This window comes from Faecalicoccus sp., from assembly GCF_036552745.1.
Lineage (GTDB): Bacteria > Bacillota_I > Bacilli_A > Erysipelotrichales > Erysipelotrichaceae > Faecalicoccus.
The window spans coordinates 1-2150 of the sequence record NZ_JAXKBY010000040.1 but is presented as its reverse complement, the minus strand read 5'-3'; the positions used below and the strand labels follow the sequence as shown (position 1 = coordinate 2150).

General features: G+C 35.1%; 3 protein-coding genes. 2 read left to right on the top strand and 1 reads right to left on the bottom strand.

The genetic code is table 11. The features are described 5' to 3' along the window. Positions 1–163: 163 nt before the first annotated feature. Positions 164–415, bottom strand: coding sequence for a hypothetical protein (locus U0M88_RS02105; protein WP_147321507.1), 252 nt, complete (start codon positions 413–415; stop codon positions 164–166). Between the two features lie 324 nt (positions 416–739). Here U0M88_RS02105 and U0M88_RS02100 point away from each other — a divergent pair, with 324 nt between their 5' ends. Further along, a complete protein-coding gene (locus U0M88_RS02100; protein WP_205140443.1) occupies positions 740–985 on the top strand; it encodes a hypothetical protein in 246 nt (81 codons plus the stop codon). Between the two features lie 259 nt (positions 986–1244). Continuing rightward, the coding region (locus U0M88_RS02095; RefSeq protein WP_331868749.1) for an ATP-dependent metallopeptidase FtsH/Yme1/Tma family protein at positions 1245–2150 on the top strand (906 nt) is incomplete at its 3' end.

The following is a 2150-nucleotide window of genomic DNA, read 5'->3' as shown; positions in this document are numbered from 1 at the left end:
TATTATTCATGTTTTATGAATAATAGGCCGCATTCTTTTCAATGTTTGTCAATATATTTGTTTGATTTTTTGATAAAAAAAAGAGAGGCGCACATTTTGTGTGCTCCTCAAAGTGTCCATTTTCTTAACTTAATGACATTGCCACTCGCTGGTTCTTTTTTCTTTACCGAGTTCCCCGAAAATAAATCAATAATGTCAACAATGGAACCAAGGCACAGAAAAAAGCTGAATATTTTTCATACCATTTTTGATGATGATAAAAAGACCAGCCAAGCCATCCCACATCTCCAACTAGACAACATATCGCCAATCCAATATGTAACATTGACATATGCGTATTACAAATCCATGTATAGATAAAAAAGATCAAGTTCAAGATAAAAAACATTATGTAACGATATACATCCTTCTTCATAGAAATCATCCCCTTATTTGCCCATATACTATATGCGTTTTCTGTGTTTTCAGTACTGTTTAAATGTGTGAAATTATCAAATCTGTCAAACATGAGAATTGCCTTCTCTGGCTTAAAACACGATATAAAAATATTCGTCATTTTTTTAATAGTTTTCCTGATTTATTTCGTATCTAATAGTGAGGCTATTATTGCTAGTATGTGAAATCTGTTTTTACCTGCCTTCTTTTACTGCCTTGTTTTGATTGCTGATAGACAATATGAAATGACGAAGGAAAACAATCTATAATCAAAGAAGTAATCAAGCAGGAAGAAGGAATCGCCATGGCAGACAAGATCATCAAGTATATGAGCCAGGAATGGATCGATCAGCTCAATGAAGAATTCGAACAGTTGAGTATCAATGACAGCATTCGAATGGAAAATGCACGAATCAAACGGGCAAAAAAGAAAGGCCGTGAAGAAGGACAGAAAGACCTAATAAAGCTATTATCCCAAACAATGACTGCAGAAGAGATTTCTAAAGCAACTCAAAAACCATTAGAAGAAATACAAAATATATTGAAATAAACTTATATTGTATTTATTCCAAAATCAGTCTCTACTAAAAATTGCCAGGCAAATTCAAAAAATGCCTGGCCCTTTTTATACAAATTGAACAAAACCTTTATGAATAGAATTCTTTTCTATCTATTTTTTACCCAAGTATCCAACAAAATTTACGGATATCTTCTTTACATTATGTGAAATTATCTTTTCTTTAGCAAACCGATTGACAGAGTGCTAAAAAGATTTATAATGATATCAATTCTTTTAGGAGGATAGATTCATGAACAATCAACCCAAACGATCCTTATATCGTTACTATGCCATTATATTAATTATTATCCTGGCTTTAAATTTTATTGTGATGCCTCTGTTCAATTCCAGTCGTATGGAATCAACAACATATTCTGACTTTTTAGATTCGATTGAAGAAAAAGATGTTGAAAATGTACAGATTGAAGACCAGACGGTATATTACACATTAAAAGGTGAAGACAATAAAACCTATGAAACCGGATTAATGAACGATGGTGATCTGGTAAATCGACTGGATGCTTCCGGTGCTAACTTTACGCAGGTCATTCCGACACAGATCAATCCGTTTATCTATTATCTCTTAACTCTATTTTTGCCGATATTTATCTTCTGGTGGTTTGGACGACGCATGTTTAAGAAGATCCAAAGCAAAACCGGAAACGAAAGTATGTCCTTTGGTCAGGGAGGCTTTGGTTTTGGGAATTTAGGAAAATCCAATGTAAAAGTCTATGAAGGCAAAAAGACCGGAAAGACATTCCATGATGTAGCCGGGCAGGAAGAAGCCAAAGAAAATTTAAAAGAAATCGTGGATTTCTTAAACAACCCGAAAAAATATAAAGAAATTGGTGCACAGATGCCTAAAGGTGCTTTGTTGGTTGGCCCTCCGGGAACCGGTAAAACTTTATTAGCCAAAGCAGTAGCCGGTGAAGCCGGTGTTCCTTTCTTCTCTATTTCCGGTTCTGAATTTGTAGAAATGTTTGTCGGTCGTGGAGCTGCCAAGGTCCGGGATTTATTTAAACAAGCACGTGAAAAAGCACCTTGTATCGTATTTATTGATGAGATCGATACCATTGGTAAAAAACGAGATGGTGCCGGATTATCCGGAAACGATGAGCGAGAGCAGACATTAAACCAGCTGTTAGCGGAAATGGAT

Bases quoted from the DNA above. Each gene is read 5' to 3' on its own strand.
- U0M88_RS02105 (WP_147321507.1), bottom strand. From the start codon at position 415: ATGAAGAAGGATGTATATCGTTACATAATGTTTTTTATCTTGAACTTG.
- U0M88_RS02100 (WP_205140443.1), top strand. From the start codon at position 740: ATGGCAGACAAGATCATCAAGTATATGAGCCAGGAATGGATCGATCAG.